12 protein-coding genes are annotated in these 16,671 nt (G+C 35.0%); 11 read left to right on the top strand and 1 reads right to left on the bottom strand.

Annotated features, from left to right (window positions below; all coding sequences use genetic code 11):
- Positions 1-72 precede the first annotated feature (72 nt).
- The 9 genes from AC07XN_RS17050 to porN all read left to right on the top strand — a co-directional run bounded on the left by AC07XN_RS17050 (position 73) and on the right by porN (position 13,385).
- Positions 73-3,651, top strand: a complete 3,579-nt coding sequence (locus AC07XN_RS17050; protein WP_494743946.1) for a CRTAC1 family protein — start codon at positions 73-75, stop codon at positions 3,649-3,651.
- A gap of 481 nt (positions 3,652-4,132) precedes the next feature.
- On the top strand, positions 4,133-5,008 hold the full coding sequence (sucD, locus tag AC07XN_RS17055; RefSeq protein ID WP_309922454.1) for a succinate--CoA ligase subunit alpha: 876 nt from the start codon (positions 4,133-4,135) through the stop codon (positions 5,006-5,008).
- Positions 5,009-5,068: 60 nt separating this feature from the next.
- Entirely contained in the window at positions 5,069-6,325 is a 1,257-nt protein-coding gene (locus AC07XN_RS17060; protein WP_309922457.1) for a DUF4271 domain-containing protein, read from the top strand.
- A gap of 85 nt (positions 6,326-6,410) precedes the next feature.
- On the top strand, positions 6,411-7,196 hold the full coding sequence (locus AC07XN_RS17065; RefSeq protein WP_309922460.1) for a uroporphyrinogen-III synthase: 786 nt from the start codon (positions 6,411-6,413) through the stop codon (positions 7,194-7,196).
- Between the two features lie 203 nt (positions 7,197-7,399).
- Positions 7,400-8,374, top strand: a complete 975-nt coding sequence (locus AC07XN_RS17070) for a PorP/SprF family type IX secretion system membrane protein (RefSeq protein ID WP_494743947.1) — start codon at positions 7,400-7,402, stop codon at positions 8,372-8,374.
- 256 nt (positions 8,375-8,630) lie between these two features.
- A complete protein-coding gene (porK, locus tag AC07XN_RS17075) occupies positions 8,631-9,773 on the top strand; it encodes a T9SS ring complex lipoprotein PorK/GldK (RefSeq protein ID WP_309922468.1) in 1,143 nt (380 codons plus the stop codon).
- A gap of 139 nt (positions 9,774-9,912) precedes the next feature.
- The gene (gene porL / locus AC07XN_RS17080; RefSeq protein WP_494743948.1) at positions 9,913-10,701 is read left to right on the top strand and encodes a type IX secretion system motor protein PorL/GldL; all 789 of its coding nucleotides are present in this window, start codon (positions 9,913-9,915) and stop codon (positions 10,699-10,701) included.
- Positions 10,702-10,806: 105 nt separating this feature from the next.
- Entirely contained in the window at positions 10,807-12,384 is a 1,578-nt protein-coding gene (porM, locus tag AC07XN_RS17085) for a type IX secretion system motor protein PorM/GldM (protein ID WP_494743949.1), read from the top strand.
- Between the two features lie 107 nt (positions 12,385-12,491).
- Positions 12,492-13,385: a type IX secretion system ring subunit PorN/GldN gene (gene porN / locus AC07XN_RS17090; protein ID WP_309922478.1), complete on the top strand. Its 894-nt coding sequence runs from the start codon at positions 12,492-12,494 to the stop codon at positions 13,383-13,385.
- Positions 13,386-13,461: 76 nt separating this feature from the next.
- On the opposite strand, the gene xylA is transcribed toward porN, so the two are convergent.
- Complete coding sequence (gene xylA / locus AC07XN_RS17095; RefSeq protein ID WP_309922480.1) at positions 13,462-14,793, bottom strand: xylose isomerase; 1,332 nt, start codon at positions 14,791-14,793, stop codon at positions 13,462-13,464.
- Positions 14,794-15,342: 549 nt separating this feature from the next.
- On the opposite strand from xylA, the gene AC07XN_RS17100 reads away from it, so the two are divergent.
- Together AC07XN_RS17100 and AC07XN_RS17105 are read left to right on the top strand one after the other, a co-directional pair.
- A complete protein-coding gene (locus AC07XN_RS17100) occupies positions 15,343-16,077 on the top strand; it encodes a polyprenol monophosphomannose synthase (protein ID WP_323247091.1) in 735 nt (244 codons plus the stop codon).
- 22 nt (positions 16,078-16,099) lie between these two features.
- Positions 16,100-16,645 (top strand): CopD family protein, encoded by a 546-nt coding sequence (locus tag AC07XN_RS17105; RefSeq protein WP_494743950.1) that lies wholly within the window; start codon positions 16,100-16,102, stop codon positions 16,643-16,645.
- Positions 16,646-16,671: the final 26 nt, after the last annotated feature.

Consider the following 16,671-nt stretch of genomic DNA (forward strand, 5'->3'; position numbering starts at 1 on the left):
TTTTAAGGCTTTAGCATATAGAATTCATATAAAATCTTGCTAATTTTATATTCAAAACTTATCTTATTTAATATGAATCAAAAACTTTTACTGCTGTTATTAATAACTATTATCTTTTCATTTTGCGCTTGTGAAAAACAGGACACACTCTTTACTCAATTATCCGCAGAAGATACAGGCATTACTTTCTCCAATCGAATTATAGAAAACGATACGATGAATGTCCTTGAGTTTGAATATGTGTATAATGGTGGCGGGGTAGCCCTTGGAGACTTCAACAATGATAATCTTACTGATATTTATTTTACGGGCAATCAAGTAGCGAATAAACTATACCTAAACAAAGGCGTAGATGAAGCTAATAAGTTAAAGTTTGAGGATGTAACCGAAAAATCTAACGTTGCAGGACAGGGAAAATGGTGTTCGGGTGTAGCTGTTGTTGATATCAACAATGATAACTTGCTGGATATATACGTATGTGCTACTGTTAAAAAGGTAGCCTCAGAACGTGCTAATATGTTATATGTTAACCAAGGCGTTGGCAAAGATGGTATTCCTACGTTTAAAGAAATGGCAAAGGAATACGGTATTGCCGATACCACTCATACAACCAATGCTGCATTTTTTGATTATGATAACGATGGGGATTTAGATTTATATGTATTGATTAATGAAATGGAAGACATTCGTTTTCCAAACAAATACCATGATAAAATAGTAGATGGTTCATCTAAACGTACAGGTAGATTATACCGCAACGATTGGGATGAAAAACTAAAGCATGGCGTATATTCGGATATTTCTAAAAAAGCAGGTATTTTGATAGAAGGCTATGGCTTAGGAATAAACATTACTGATATCAACAGAGATGGCTGGAAAGATATTTACATTACCAACGATTACCTGACGAACGATTTACTTTATATCAACAATCATAACGGAACTTTTACCGACCAAGCGCACGATTATTTCAAGCATACTTCTTATTCAGCCATGGGTAATGATGTTGCCGATTTAAACAATGATGGTCTTGTGGATATTTTAGCCGTTGATATGATGCCTGCGGATAATTATCGTAAAAAGATGATGCTGGCTCCCAATAATTACCTGACATATCAAAACAATGAAAAGTTTGGGTATGATTTCCAGTATCCTCGAAATACCTTACAAATGAATCAAGGGTTTAATCCGAAAACAGGCAAACCTGTTTTTAGTGAGATTGGCTTATTGGCGGGTATTGCTGAAACTGACTGGAGTTGGACGCCTATGGCAACAGATTTTGATAATGATGGACTCAGAGATATTATTATCACAAATGGTTTTCCACGTGATATTACTGACCAAGACTTCATGATTTACCGTGCTGAAATGGGTAATGTTGTACCTAGAATGATGCTCTTGGATTCTATTCCATCTGTAAAAATTACGAATTATGCCTTCAAGAATAAAGGGAACTTTGCTTTTGATGATGTAAGTGCTTCGTGGGGGCTTACCAATCCTAGCTTTTCTAATGGAGCAGCCTATGGAGATTTAGATAATGATGGCGACTTAGATTATGTTACTAACAACATCAATGATTCGGCTTCTGTATATCGCAATAATCTAATTGAAATGAAGCCCACAGAAAGTAATTATCTACGCATAAAGCTAAAAGGCCTTGATAAAAACATTGGTGGCTTAGGGGCATTCATTGAAATCAGTTATCAAAATGGACAGAAACAAGTGTACGAAAATACCCCTTACAGAGGGTATCTTTCTACTATCGAAAACGTTGCTCATTTCGGTTTAGGCAAAAGCAATAAAATAAATGAAGTGAAAATCATTTGGCAAAGTGGCAAAACTCAAATATTGAAAGATGTAGCTGCCAACCAAGTTTTAACGGTTTATGAAAAGAATGCTACGCTTCTCAATGTAAGTCAGCCATTAAAACGTACAACGCTTTTTGCAGATATTACAGATTCCCTTAATATCGATTATGTTCATACTGAAAAAGATTTTATTGATTTCAATATTCAGAAATTGATTCCCCACAAGTTATCACAATTTGGCCCCGCCATTGCCGTTGGCGACGTAAACGGCGATGGCCTTGAAGATATTTATATTGGTGGGCCTTCTGAACAAAAGGGGACTTTCTTATTACAAAATCAAGCTGGAAAATTTGTTAAGTCTGATTTAATAGGTGGTGAAACTGACCTTACAAAAATTGCGGAGGATATGGGTGTTTTGCTTTTTGATGCTGACCTCGACAACGACCTTGATTTATACATTGTAAGTGGTAGTAATGAACAACCTAAAGATTCGCCAACTTATCAAGATAGGTTTTATGAAAATGACGGCAAAGGGCATTTTGTACAAAAAAGCCAAGCGTTGCCTAGTTTCTTAAAAAGTGGCTCATGCGTTAAAGCAGCTGATTATGATAAAGACGGCGACCTGGATTTATTCATTGGTGGTCGTGTGGAAGTTTCTAGCTATCCAATGCCTGTTTCTAGTTATATCCTTAGAAACGATTCAAAAGTTGGGCAAGTAAAATTCACCAATGCAAGTGCTCAAGTAGCACCAAGTCTATCAAATATAGGGTTGGTATGTGATGCTATTTGGACAGACTACAACAATGATGGTTGGGTAGATTTGATGCTTGCGGGCGAATGGATGCCCATTACGATGCTACAAAATAACAATGGGAAATTAGAAAAACTAGAAGGAGCTTTAGACCTAAACAAGCAAATTGGGTTTTGGAACAGTATTACTTCTGGCGACTTTGATGATGATGGAGATATAGATTATATCGTTGGAAATTTTGGTAAAAACTCTATCATGAGAGCAAGTGATACCGAACCTGTTTCTATATATGCCAAAGACTTCAATACGGATGGTAATTATGATGCTATTCCAACTGTTTTTTTAAAACCTAAAAACACAGACACCCATAAAAAAGAATTTGTTTTTAATGGTAGAGACGATTTGAATAAACAAATGATTACGACACGTAAGAAATTTGTAACCTACAATCAACTGGCTAAATCTGACATTAAAGGGTTTTTCACCGAAGAGGAATTAAAAGACGCCCTCATTTTAAAGGCTAATTACCTAAAAACAAGCTATATAGAAAATCTTGGAGGCGGCAATTTCAAAGTAAAAGCATTACCAATGGAGGCACAAACAGCCCCTGTATTAGGAATGCTGACGGAGGATTTTGACAATGATGGATATCTTGACGTACTCATGGTAGGGAACGACTTTTCATCAGAAGTATCAGTAGGCAGGTTAGATGCTTTCAATGGCCTCCTCTTGAAAGGCGATGGAAAAGGGAATTTCAAAGCAAGCCTATTGCCTGAAACAGCCTTTGGCGTAACGGGTGATGCAAAAGGCTTAGTAAGACTTACTAATGCAAAAGGAAAAACCTTGGTAATGGCTACACAAAACCGTGGCGTATTAAAAACGTTCCAATTAAGCAACAATACCCTTCAAAGTAAGCCTTTGAAAACCAATGATTATGTTGTGCTGGAAAATTTAAAAAATGGCAAAACACGAAGAGTAGAAGTTGGGTATGGCACTTCGTTTTTATCACAATCATCACGAAGTGTATTGATAAATTCAAATTTGAAATCAATAGAAGTAATAGATTCAAAAGGTAAAAAGCGAGCACTTTAACCTGAACAATAAATTAGGTATTTCAGTAAAGCAAATTCAGCTAATTAGCTGGATTTGCTTTTTTTATTTCCTTTTCTCATTAGATTATCTTGCTATTGGGCTTTATCCATACAAATAGCAAATGGATATTTGATGGTTATTTTATTCAAAATAAATTCTAACAAGGCAGGATTAAAATCTTGAATAAAATTTTAGCTCAAAACATTATCCCGAAATTGCTAAACAAAAAGTACCTTATGGCAATAAGCTATACTATATTTCCAGAAATAGAAACACTATTAAGTAATTAATAATCAAATAGTTAAATACTATTTCAAATAAGTATATTGCTCAATATCCAAATTCCTTTTTGTCCTTTGCCTTGCAAACTATACCTTTACGATAAATTTACGTAGGCACTGTATAAATATAATCACTGTTAAGATTAAATGCAGTAATTTCACAAAAAAACTGATTTTTACAAACCAAATATTTATCTGAAATGAGTGTACTTGTTAACAAAAACTCAAAAATAATCGTACAAGGCTTTACTGGGTCTGAAGGTTCATTCCACGCTCAGCAAATGATCGAATATGGTACTAATGTAGTTGGTGGTGTAACGCCAGGAAAAGGTGGTTCAACCCATCTTGACCGTCCTGTATTTAATACAGTTACTGAAGCTGTAGAAAAAGCAGGTGCTGATACTTCAATCATCTTTGTACCACCTGCATTTGCTGCTGATGCTATTATGGAATCGGCTGATGCTGGTATCAAAGTAATTATTTGTATCACAGAAGGTATTCCAACCAAAGACATGATTTATGCTAAGGAATACATTCAGAACAAAGATTGTCGTTTAATTGGGCCAAACTGTCCGGGAGTAATGACAGCAGGTGAATGTAAAGTAGGTATCATGCCTGGTTTTATTTTCACTAAAGGTAAAATTGGTATCGTATCAAAATCAGGAACTTTAACTTACGAAGCTGTAGACCAATTAACAAAAGCAGGTTTAGGACAAACAACTGCTATTGGTATTGGTGGTGACCCTATCATCGGAACAACTACTAAAGAAGCCGTTGAATTATTAATGAATGACCCTGAAACTGAGGGTATCGTAATGATTGGTGAAATTGGTGGTGGTATGGAAGCTGAAGCTGCTGAATGGATTAAAGCTGATGGAAACAGAAAACCTGTAGTAGGTTTTATCGCTGGACAAACTGCACCGAAAGGTCGTAGAATGGGTCATGCTGGTGCTATCATCGGTGGTGCAGACGATACTGCTGCTGCTAAAATGGCTATCATGGAAGCTTGTGGTATCCACGTTGTACATTCTCCAGCTGATATTGGTGCTACAATGTTAAAAGCATTAGGATTGTAGTAAACGGTTTCAATGAATTATTGATAGTTTTTTTCTAATTTTGCACAAAACTATCAAGACTTGAAATTCTTCCAGCAATATATTCATTCACAAAATCCTGCACGATTTATTCAATCATGCAGGATTTTGCGTTTAGTTCAATCATACTCTTTTCTCAGAATAGCCTTTTTAATCATTTCTGGGTATTTATTTTTCATTCCTAACATCACTGCTAAAGACACCGTTGGGCCAAACAATGGCTATTATTTAGTGCATGACTACCGAGATGACTGGCAGGTATTTGATGAACGCTATAAGGCCTATGTGCCCTATGTTCGTGAACTCCATAAAGACTATAATTCATTTAGCTTGTTTTGTGATATAGAAAATTATAAAACTTATAAAATTCTATATTATTCCTCTAAAGAAAACTATCTATTCATTAATGCGTCTTTACAGCAACAATTGCCCATTAATAAATGGGTTGTGTTAGATGTTGACAGCTTGCAGAGAGTCTATAAAAAAACGAAGCTATTTCTTACAATTTATGGTAGTAATACCAATATTGAAGAAATGATGGTTTATGTGGGGAATAGAATATCTAAAACTCAGGAAACATTTGAATTATCCGAGTCATTATTAACGATTATTCCTCGAGACATTTCCTCTTTTCAAAACTTTTTTGTGATTGGCCTATTCTTACTGGTAGGTGCTTACGCATTTTTGTATAATTATCAGCCAAAATCTTTTGAGCGTTTTTTTAATCCTAAAGATTTGCTAACAATTAGTGTACGCGATGATTCATTTATCGTAAACAAACCCTTTGATTTAGGGAATTTACTGTTTGTGGTCAATCTTAGTTTTACTATTGGCTTTATTTTTATGTTGGTCATTAATGAAAAGAACGATTTATTTTCTACCAGCAGTATTCTTCAAGAAGGAGAAACACTTGGCGTATTATTGAGTAACTTCTTGGTAATTTCTTCTATTATCTTTGGTGCATATATTTTCAAATATATCTCACTAATGATTCTTTCAAACCTTTACAGGCTAGATAAAATCATCAATATCCATTTTTTTAAAATTATTCAAGCATCAAGTATTTTTTTCCTGATTGTACTAATTATACTCACCTACAGTACGATATCAATACCTGAAATTACAGAAAATGCAGAAAAATATCTGTTCTTTCCCATTTCATTATTCTTTATCGGACGCTTAGCACTATTATACTTTACGATAAATAAGATGACGGCACTAAAAAATCTGTATTTATTTTCGTACCTTTGCATCGTTGAATTAATACCGCTTATAGTAGGCATTCGTTTTGCACTCTAAATAATGTGATAATTCAACAAAAAAATGTTCTAAAAATAGCACATTAGCCCAAACAATAATCCAATCAAGTTTAACTGCATTGAGCATGAGCGAAATAGCATTAACCGCACATCCAGACAGATTAACCAAAGTAACCAGTATTTTAGTTACGCAAGCACGCCCAGCCGACGATAAATCACCATATTTTGAGTTGGAAAGAAGATACAATATCAAAGTTGATTTTCGCCCATTTATCGAAATTCAAGGCGTTGCTTTTAAGGACTTCCGGAAGCAAAAAATCAATATCCTTGATCATACTGCCATTATTTTTACTAGTCGTAATGCCGTAGATCATTTTTTTCGCATTTGTAAAGAAGCGCGTATAGAAGTACCAGCTGATATGAAATACTTCTGTATCACAGAACAGACTTCTAATTACTTGCAGAAATATATTGTAATTCGTAAACGTAAGATTTTTACAGGAACAAAAACTGCTGCTGAATTACTTGAGTTAATCAAGAAACATAAAACTGAAAAGTTTTTATTTCCTTGTTCAGACAAGCGTCGTAGTGATATCCCAGAATTTATGGGAACAAACGATTTACAACTTACAGAGGCTGTAATGTATGAAACAGTTTCTTCAGATTTATCTGATTTAGAAAGCGTTTTTTATGATGTAATTGCATTTTTTAGCCCTTCTGGAATAAAATCTTTGTTTCATAATTTTCCAGATTTCAAGCAAAACAAAACTAGAATTGCTGCCTTTGGACCAACCACGGCAAAAGCAGTAACAGAAGCAGGCTTGATTTTAGATATTCAAGCACCCCTTCCAAATGCCCCATCTATGACGGGTGCTTTGGAACTTTATATCAAGAAAGCAAATAGTCTTTAAGACTATTAAAAAGAATTAATGAAAGACCTGTGAGTGATATAAACTCATGGGTCTCTTTTTTTATCAGCCATATCACAACAAATATTAATAAATTAGCGTTAGGAATATCTATGAGATACATTTTTTGACGTAATTTATATAAATGTTTATTAGATTTGGAATTAAAGCCTGTATTTGACTTATTTGTACTTTTTTGAAAGACTATGCGAAAGAATTTACAATTTTTTACTATAATTCTACTGCTATTGGCAAACTATTCCGTCTTTGCTCAACAAGATGCACAGTTAAGCCAATATATGTTTAATCCGCTATACATTAATCCAGCCACTGCTGGTACTGATGGTGTGATGAGATTTCAATTACATTACCGTAATCAATGGACAGCCTATCAAACTACTTATGATGGTTCTGGTTCATTGGGAACACAGCTTTTTACGGCCTCAATGCCCCTAAATGGCCTTCATAGTGGGCTTGGTATCCAATTTGTAAATGACAAAACACCATCTGGAAGTGGTTATCAGAATATGTTACTATCATATTCTTATCAAATCGGTCTCAGAAATGGTTCGATTATTTCAATTGGTGTAAAAGGCGGTTTTCATACTAAAACATTTGATTCAAATTTCAGACCTGGTGAATCTGGAGACCCAATTGTAGATGCAGCACTAAAAAAGCTTAATGAAACCAAAGCAGACCTATCACTAGGAGTTTTATATAAAGCAGAGAATTACCAAATCGGGGTAAGCCTTAATCACGTAAATAATCCAAATTATAGTTTTGGCGTTGACAGAGCTAGTCAGTATACCATCAAACAAGCATTGAATGTGACTGCGAGCTACGATTATTATTTGAATGAAGACGTAAAAGTTACCCCTACAGCCCTTTGGCGTAGTGATTTCGTAACAACAGCTTTAGAAGGAGGCGCAATTTTTACTTATACTGAAAAATATTGGTTAGGAGGCTCCTATCGATTAAACGATGCTGGTATCATTATTGCAGGTCTTTCGATGTTGAACAACTCTTTACGATTAGGATATTCGCTAGATTTAACCACTGTTGGGCAAACAGCTAAGTCTCCTACATCACACGAAGTATTAATAAGTTATGCCCTACCAGCGCCTAAATTATTTGGTGGGAAGAAGACCCCTGTACGTACGCCAAGGTTCAGACATCAGTAGTTTTTTTTGACTAAAGTGTACTTACAAAAACGTAAATAAACGATTGATGTATTTACAACAAAAAAAAATATTAACTTTGTTTTTGGGTTACTATACTAACCGAGTAAAAAAGGTCGTTTTTAAGAAGATTTAACACTAAAAATGAATTTTATTACAATAAATATAAAGTACTATTATTAATACAACCATTATCAAAATTTACAGAGATCATTACCTTATTTTACTCACGGGTATCAATTAAAAAAGTTAAGACACTATGAATTACAGTGGAATTTTCAGGAAAATATCCTTACTACTTTTAGTGGTTACTACTGTTCTGTTTTTGGATAGCTGTAGCTCTTCTGGTACTAGCAAATCGACTAGTAGTAGAGGGCGAAGTAGCAGATCTAGAGGAGAACAGGTTGCTAAAGGCAAAAGCGGTAAACGAAGTAGAAGTAGCAAAAAAGAAGATATTAAAATGGTCAATGGGGAAATTGCTGCTACTAGCCGTAAAGGTTGGAAGCAAACAACTCCACTAGGCATGGTTTTAATTCCGGCTGGCTCTTATATGATGGGGCAAGCGGATGAAGATATTGCTGCATCGTCAGTTGGTTTTAACAAACGTGTAACAGTCGTTCAGTTTTATATGGACGATACTGAAATTACCAACAACGAATACCGTCAATTTACTGATGTAATGTTGACGGACTCAATCGCTGTACTAGGCGAAGAAAAAGTTATTTCTGAATATTATCCTGATACTACTGTATGGAGTAAAGACTTTACTTATCACAACGGTGACCCAATGACTGAATATTATTTCTCAAGCCCTGCGTTTGATATGTATCCAGTAGTGGGCGTAAGCTGGATTGCTGCAAGATATTTCTGCGACTGGCGAACAAAAGCTTATAACGATTACAGAACCTCAGAGGGAATGTATATTTCTCCAAGATTCCGCTTACCATCAGAAGCTGAATGGGAATGGGCTGCTCGTGGTGGAAAAGCTTCTGCTAAATATCCTTGGGGTAACCCTTACGTAGCAAACGTAAAAGGATGTTTGCTAGCTAACTTCAAGCCTCATAGAGGTAATTATGATGCAGATGGATATGCTTATACAGCTCCTGCAAACCAGTTCAATCCGAATGATTATGGTTTATACAATATGGCTGGAAACGTTGCCGAATGGTGCTTAGATGCTTATGCAGACAATGCTGTAGCTATTACTTGGGACTTAAACACGATGAATGATGATAAAGATGAACCAAGAAAAGTTATTCGTGGCGGTTCATGGAAAGATGTTGCTTATTATCTTGAAACGGGTACTCGTTCTTATGAATATGAAACAAAGAAACGATCTTACATCGGCTTCCGTTGTGCCATGAATCATTTAGGACGTTCATCTGGAAAAGAATTCAGATAAAAGAAAAAACGATTTTAAATCGTAAGCGAGGGAATCCAGTCGTTAATTTACGACAACATTCTCTCGCTTCGTTTTGATAATCCCTTTGTACATCAAATCATTCTCAAATCATATTACACTCAAAATCATTACAAAACAAATGGAAAGAATTATTAACGTTATCGCCAGTTTTGGTGCAGCAGTTGTTATCGTTGGTGCTTTATTTAAAATCTTACACTGGAATAATGCCAATGAAATGCTAATGGTTGGTATGTTCACTGAAGCATTTATATTTATATTATTTGGGGTATTGTATCTTTCTGCAAAACCTGAAAAATCTTACGATTGGGAAAAAGTATATCCAGAATTATCGAAAGATTTTCAAGGTGAATTACCTAAAAGAAGTGTGGCAACGTCAACTGCAGGCGTTGGTTTAACAGCTAAAATGGACGAAATGTTAGCTAATGCTAAAATTACGCCAGATGTTTTTGAAAATTTAGGCAAAGGCATGAAGTCATTAACAGAAACAGTTTCAAAAATTGGAACAATTACTGATGCTACTGTAGCTACAAACGATTATGCTAAAAACGTAAAAGTTGCTGCTGGTACAATGACAGAAATGAACAAAGCTTATGGCGTAACAATGAGTGCAATGGGCGAAATGGCCAGTGCGTCACAAGACGCTAAAGAATATCGTGTACAGTTCCAGAAAGTTACTCAAAACATGGGAGCATTGAATGCTGTATATGAATTAGAATTACAAGACACAAACAAGCACTTAAAAGCGATGAATGCTTTCTATGGCAACTTAGCAGTAGCAATGGAAAACATGGCTGATGCAAGTAAAGATACTCAGCAGTTTAAGCAAGAATTAGCCAAATTGACTTCTAACTTAACTTCACTAAACAATGTTTATGGAAGTATGTTAACAGCCATGAAAGGGAACTAATTTAAGAAACATATCCGTCTTTGATAGTTTAATACTAAGAAAGACAAGCATGTTGAAAAAAAACTTAAACAAAAACTCCTACAAGTAGATAAGAAAATGGCTGGAATGAAAGAAACGCCCCGTCAGAAGATGATTGGGATGATGTATTTGGTACTCACAGCTTTACTTGCATTGCAAGTAAGCGATGCCCTTTTACAAAAATTTGTACTATTAAATAATAGCTTAGAAGCAGCGAATAGCTCTGCTGTTCAAAAAAATAACCAAACTGTCGAAGGGATTAAGGCAAAAGTAAACGATTCGCCTAATCCTGCTCAATATGCTGATATCATCAGACAAGCGCAAGAAGTACGTAAACTTTCTGACGCAATGGTTGGTGAATTAGATAATTTGAAAAGCGCCATCGTTGAAAAAACGGGTGGTATCGATCCAGAAACAGGTGCTTATGTCGGTATGAAAGAGACCGAAAAAGTATATGAAATAATGATCGGTGGTAAAAAGAATGGATTGGCTTATGGCTTAAAAACTCAGCTTGATAATTTTGTCACTAAAATAGCAACTTATGCTGATAGAAATACAAAGTTTGAACCGCTTGCTCTTTCAGGAAAAGAAGACCCTGCAGTAGCTAAGGATGCCAATAATAAAAATAAAGATTTTGCTGAATTGAATTTTGCTGAAACGCCAGTACCTGCGGCTTTAGCAACGTTAAGTCAGAAACAATCTGAAATTCGTCGTTATGAAAGTACTATTTTAGGGCAATTAGCTGAAAAAGTAGGTATCAAAGACATCAAGTTCGATAAAATATTAGCCATGGTTTCTGCAAAATCTAATACCGTAGTAGCTGGTATGGATTATGAAGCTGAAATGTTTATTGCAGCCTATTCAAGTGGAATTACCCCTAGAATGAGCTTTAATGGTGCTGGTGTACCTGTAAGAGACGGTAAAGGTCAAATTAAGTTTAAGGCACAAGGCGGTCAATACGACAGTCGTGGGCTTTCAAAGAAAACTTATTCGGCTAGTATCTCATTCAATGGCCCTAATGGTCCTGAAACTAGAACACTTAATGGTGAATATTTTGTATTAAAACCAACTTATAATATCGAAGCAGGTAGTTTACCTCCATTATATTTAGGTTGTGCCAACAAATTGAGCATTGTAAGCCCTGGCTTAGGTGCTTTATGGCAACCAAGCTTTAGTGCCAACGGTGCTGAGGTTATTGCCGCAGGTGGTGGTAAAGTAACTGTAGTGCCAAGTTCAGCATCGGTAGAATTAAACATTAATAATGGAGGCATTTTATTAGGTACAGAGAAGTTTAGAGTAAGAAGAGTACCAAAGCCTGAGATAAAATTATTTGGTGGCGGAGGCGAATTGGACGAAAAGCGTGGAGTAAGTGCTACTGGTCTTAGAAGTATTGAAGCTAGAGCAATTGCTGATGAGTCGTTCAAAGCAACTAACCCTGATGATGCACAGTATCGTGTTTCTGAAGTTTATATTGCATTAGCTAGAGGATCGAAAAAAGTTGGAGACCTTACCTTATCTGGTGGTGGTAGTATTAGTTCTTTGGCTCAAAATGCACAAGCCGGAGACCGTTATTATATTGAAGTAAAAGGTGTGCAACGTAAAAACTTTAAAGGAGCTATTGAAAATATTCCTTTTCAGTTTACAAAAGTTATACCGCTTAATTAAAAGTATTGTACTAAATAAAATACAGTCATTGTCTAGTACAATATTATATAAGTTTACAAGTATTTGATAATCAAGCTTAGTGTAAAACTTGTAATGATAATAACATTATGAAAAATTTAATCAAAATTACCGGAGCAATTGTTCTTAGTTTGGTTTCTTGTTCACTGGTAACAGCACAAGAAAAAGACATTAGAGGAAAAAATCCTGACTCTGTACGTCCTATCGATGATTCTAATATCATGTGGAAAATGCGTTTATGGAGAAGAATGGATTTGAATGAAAAGCAAAACCAACCTTTTTTCTCTAAAGGAAACGAGATTACCAAATATTTAATGGAATGGGTTCAAAGTGGGGTTTTGCAACCATATAGAAACGATTCATTAAAAACGAAGATTTCCAAAGAAGAATTTCTAAAGAATTTGGTTGTTGAAAATTCTATAGGAGACAACGCTCTTTCTGATGCTGAAAAGGCTGCTGGTTTCGGTGCTGAAAGTACTGCTACCACAGGAGCTGATGATGGCTGGGGAGATCCTAAACCTGCGGCAAATGGTGCTAAAGCTCCTGCTAAAGCAGCAAGCGAAACTGGAGATTTGTACTTTGCTAAAGAGCTTTCTATCATAGAAATCAGAGAAGATGCTATTTTTGATAAGCAACGCTCTCGTTTATACTATGATATCCAAGCTATCACGATCATTATTCCTGCTAACAAAACTGCGGCGGGTTTTGATAAGACTGTAGCGTCATTCAAATACAAGGATTTAGATAAATTATTCAGAAGCAACCCAAATTGTATCTGGTATAATGCTCAGAACGAAGCGCAACATAAAAACATGGCAGATGCCTTTGATTTACGTTTGTTCCATGCTAGACTTACAAAAAAAGGTAACCCAGAGGATAAAAGCCTAGATGAGTTTTATGGAGGAGAAAAACAAGGGCTAATCCAATCTCAACAATTAGAATATAAATTGATGGAAATGGAACATAACCTTTGGGAATATTAATCCAAAAATAAATTCATAAAAAAAGCGAGTGGAAAATTTCCATTCGCTTTTTTTATGAATTTTCAATTCACATAGACTAGATGAATTGATTGATGATATTTTCAAATAATTCTTGTTTGCCACTAGTAACTTTAGGTTCTCCAACTTCAAAAGCATAGCTTCTTAAATCTTCTAAAGTTAATTTACCAGCTTCGTAGTCAGCACCTTTACCGCCATCAAAAGAAGCATAACGGTCTTTACGCAATTTCTTATAAGATGATTTCTCTAAGATGTTATCAGCAATAACTAAAGCACGAGCAAAAGCATCCATACCACCGATGTGAGCTAAGAAAATATCGTCTAAATCAGTTGAATTACGACGTGTCTTAGCATCAAAATTGATACCTCCTTGTGTGATTCCACCTGCCTCTAAAATAATCAACATAGACTCAGCTAATTCATTTAAATTAGTAGGGAATTGGTCAGTATCCCATCCGTTTTGATAATCTCCACGGTTAGCATCCATACTACCCAACATATTGTTGTCAGCAGCAACTTGTAATTCATGTTGGAATGTATGACCAGCTAAAGTAGCATGGTTTACTTCTAAATTCAACATAAAATCATTTTCTAAACCGTATTCTTTCAAGAAGCCGATTACTGTAGCAGAGTCGAAATCATATTGGTGTTTAGTTGGTTCACATGGTTTAGGTTCGATGAAGAATTTACCAGTAAATCCGTTTTTACGAGCATAATCACGCGACATCGTTAAGAAACGTCCTAAGTGAGCTAACTCACGCTTCATATCAGTGTTTAATAACGTCATATAGCCTTCACGACCACCCCAGAACACATAGTTTTCACCACCTAAAGCAATCGTAGCATCAATAGCATTTTTCACTTGTGTACCTGCATGTGCTAATACTGAGAAATCAGGGTTAGTAGATGCCCCGTTCATATAGCGTGGGTTCGAGAATACGTTGGCAGTACCCCATAATAATTTTACACCACTTGAAGCTTGTTTTTGTTTTGCATAGTCTACAATTGCTTGCATATTGCTTTCGTATTCTGATAAAGAACTTCCTTCATCTACTAAGTCAATATCATGAAAACAATAGTACGGAGCACCAATTTTAGTAATGAATTCAAAGGCTGCATCCATTTTATCTTTAGCTCTTCCTACGATTTCATTTTTTGCATCCCAAGGAAATACTTTTGTTCCAGGACCAAAAGGATCAGCACCAGTTCCACAGAAAGTATGCCAATAAGCAATTGCAAAACGCATTTGCTCTTTCATTGTTTTGCCTCCAATAATACGATTTTCATCATACCATTTGAATGCTAAAGGGTTATCAGACTCTCTTCCTTCAAATTGTATTTTACCAATTCCTGCGAAATACTCTTTGTCGCCTAATGTGATGTTTGCCATTGTCTTTGTTATTGATTGTTTAATTTGATTAGTCGGTATAAATATGTGTTCTATACTGTTCTATAAATTTAATGCAAAAATACTATTACATCTAAGAAACACAAAAAATGTTTCTTATTATTTGAAAATATTTTTATTAAAGACAGCAGACATTCTTAAATCTTGTTAAAATAGATAATAAAATAGTATTCTAACGTTTATCTAAACCTATCTATGAGTATTTTACCATAGCGTACTTGACAAAGTAATGACACATAAAAACACAATTATACATCAATATAATGATAGATATATAAGCATTTAACCTTACTTAATTAAATGAAGCATTGAAAACATAAATGATTCGTTATAAAGGATTTAAAAGGCCTTCTAACACACAAACATTCCAGATTTGACTAGTACCTTTCAGTACCTCTTTATTTAAGTTGTACGGGTAATTAATAGATATTTCTTCGGCTGTTTCTGCTATTAAATTTTCTATACCATAATATGCTATAGATTTTCGTAACTTTGTATCAATATTAATTTTTAACCTGCGCAAATTCCATAATGATCTCTCGTCTTGTAATTATACCGACATACAACGAAATTGAAAACATTGAATCCATTGTCCGTAAAGTAATGAGTTTAGAACCAAGTTTTGACTTACTAATTGTTGATGATGGTTCGCCAGATGGTACTGGGATGAAAGTAAAAGAACTTCAAGATGAATTCGGTAAAAATCGTTTGCATTTACAAGAAAGAAAAGGAAAACTAGGGTTAGGTACTGCTTATATTCATGGGTTTAAATATGCTCTTGCCAATAACTATGAATATATTTTTGAAATGGATGCAGATTTTTCGCATAATCCAGAAGATTTGGTAAAGCTTTACAATGCTTGTGTAGAGGGTTCTGACATGGCTATTGGCTCTCGTTATATCAGTGGAGTAAATGTCGTCAATTGGCCTATGGGAAGAGTATTAATGTCTTATTTTGCGGGTTATTACGTACGTTTTATCACAGGAATGCCTATAATGGATGTAACTGCAGGATTCAAATGTTATCACGCTAAAGTTTTAAAGACCATTAATCTCGATAAGATTAAATTTGTTGGCTATGCTTTTCAGGTAGAAATGAAGTTTACAGCATGGAAATATGGCTTCAAAATTGCCGAGATACCTATCATTTTTACAGATAGAACCAAAGGTGTTTCTAAAATGTCGGCAAATATTTTTAAAGAGGCAATCCTCGGTGTTATTCAAATGAAGGTTAATAGCTTTTTCAAAAACTACAAACATTCATAAAATCATTGTAAATGATTTAACAATGGAATATAATCATATTAAAGCAATACATATCATTTTTGTAACGAGTTGGTTCGCTGGGCTTTTTTATTTACCTCGCTTATTTGTTTACCACACTGAAGCAAATGAAAAGCCTGAAGCTGAACGACAAATCTTGCAGAAAGAGTATAAACGAATGCAAAAAGTACTCTTTAATGCCATCATGGTTCCAGCAATGTGGCTGACAATCATAACGGGTACAACAATGATTTACTGGCTATGGTGGGATAGTTTTGCATCACAAAGTTGGCTTCATTTAAAATTAGGTTTTGTTCTAGGCTTAGTAGGCTATCATTTTTACTGTCGAAAATTAATTTTAGAGCTCAGAGAAGACAAATTTAGGTTCACAGGATTTCAGTTAAGATTATTCAATGAAGTAGCTACTATCTTTTTATTTTCCATCGTGTTTATCGTCGTTTTAAAGAATACAGTCGATTGGATTTGGGGAATTATTGGATTAATCATTTTTGCAGTATTGATAATGTCAGCAGTCAGAATTGTTAAATCAATTAGAGAGAAAAAGAAGTAAATTTCGTTTACATTATATAACAAGAA

This window comes from Arcicella sp. GW458-12-2-14-TSB2, assembly GCF_059423785.1.